Source organism: uncultured Mycobacterium sp. (assembly GCF_964249325.1).
GTDB lineage: Bacteria > Actinomycetota > Actinomycetes > Mycobacteriales > Mycobacteriaceae > Mycobacterium.
Genome location: NZ_CAXUCH010000277.1, coordinates 3,663 through 5,230 on the forward strand (window position 1 = coordinate 3,663; position 1,568 = coordinate 5,230).

General features: G+C 66.8%; 2 protein-coding genes and 1 pseudogene (1 of these 3 only partly in view). 1 reads left to right on the forward strand and 2 read right to left on the reverse strand.

Annotation, left to right across the window (positions count from 1 at the left end; translation table 11 throughout):
• Nucleotides 1-176 (reverse strand): annotated as a pseudogene (locus ACFE99_RS22470) (hypothetical protein); it reaches 343 nt to the left of the window's first position.
• A 102-nt stretch (nucleotides 177-278) separates the two neighbouring features.
• Between ACFE99_RS22470 and ACFE99_RS22475 the strand changes: the two are divergent.
• Nucleotides 279-1,217 (forward strand): class I SAM-dependent methyltransferase, encoded by a 939-nt coding sequence (locus ACFE99_RS22475; RefSeq protein WP_375488710.1) that lies wholly within the window; start codon nucleotides 279-281, stop codon nucleotides 1,215-1,217.
• Nucleotides 1,218-1,225: 8 nt separating this feature from the next.
• Here ACFE99_RS22475 and tpx read toward each other — a convergent pair.
• Nucleotides 1,226-1,568: thiol peroxidase (gene tpx, locus ACFE99_RS22480; protein WP_375488713.1), on the reverse strand; the 343-nt coding region annotated here is incomplete at its 5' end.

Below are 1,568 nucleotides of genomic sequence, written 5' to 3' on the forward strand. Positions count from 1 at the left end.
TCGCGAACCAGGGCGCCGCGTCGCTCGTCGTTCAACTTGCCGGCGGCGATGCGTTCCAGGGTTCCCTGCGGCGCGGTCGGCGCTTGCAGGATCGCGTCGAGCAGCTCAGCGAACCCGGAGTCTCTTTGCGCGCGTTCGGCAACCTGGCGAGCCAGCGGGGCAACGGCGGTAGGCACGGTTCTACGCTACCACGACGAGCAGCCGATTGAAACAATCGAAACAGCATGTTCAGCTCATCGGCGTACTGTGGCCGACGCCGATGAGTAGAAGGAGTGACGGTGGCGAGAACCGACAACGATAGCTGGGAGATCACCGAAAGCGTGGGCGCTACGGCGCTGGGGGTGGCGGCGGCGCGTGCCGCGGAAACCGACAGCGACAATCCGCTGATCCAAGATCCCTTCGCGCGAGTGTTCCTCGACGCGGCGGGAGATGGGATGTGGAATTGGTTCTCGGCGCCCGAGCTGCCTCCCGAGATCGTCGAGGAAGCACCCGACCTGCCGCTACGGATGCGGTCGATGGTCGACTACATGGCTGCTCGCACGGCGTTTTTCGACAGCTTCTTCCTCGACGCCACCAAGGCCGGCGTCCGGCAGGCGGTGATCCTGGCCGCGGGTTTGGATTCGCGAGCATGGCGGTTGCCGTGGCCGGACGGTACGACAGTCTACGAACTCGACCAGCCGAAGGTGCTGGAGTTCAAGTTGTCGACCTTGCGGGAACGCGGCGACCAGCCGACGGCGAACTTGGTCAATGTTCCCGTCGATCTGCGCCACGACTGGCCAGAAGCGTTGCGGCAGGCGGGGTTTGACGCCTCGGTGCCCAGCGTGTGGGCGGCGGAGGGCCTGTTGCCGTTCTTGCCGGCGGCGGCGCAGGAGCTGCTGTTCGAGCGGGTGCAGGCGCTTTCCGTCGCGGGCAGCCGGATCGCGGTCGAGGCGCCCGGTCCTGGCTTCATGGATCCCGAGGCCCACGCCAGGCAGCGCGAGCAGATGCAGCGAATCCGTGCGCTGGCAGCCAAACTGGGCGAGCAGCGCGATATCCCCGACGTCCAGCAGCTGTGGTACTTCGAGGAGCGCGAAGACGTCGGCGACTGGTTGCGCCGCCACGGCTGGGACGTGTCGGTGGTGCCGGCCGAGGAGCTGATGGCCCGCTACGACCGGCGTCCGCCCGACATCGAGGACGCTGCGCCGCGCAGTTTGTTCGTTTCTGCGCAGCGCTTATAACGCGGCAACTACACCAAAGAGGTCAGCGCGGCCAGCGCTGCGTCGTAGTTGGGCTCCGAGGCGATCTCGGGCACCAGTTCGGTGTGCGCGACGTTGCCGTCGGGACCGATCACCACAATCGCCCGTGCCAGCAGCCCGGCCATCGGGCCGTCGATAATGGTGACGCCGTACTCGTCGCCGAAGCTGTCGCGGAACGCCGAGGCGGTTGTGACGTTCTCGATGCCCTCTGCGCCGCAGAATCGCTGCTGCGCGAACGGCAGGTCTTTGGAGACGCACAGCACCGACAGGCCCTGCCCGGCGGCGCGCTCGTTGAAGGTCTTGGTTTGGAGGGCGCACACGGACGTGTCCAGC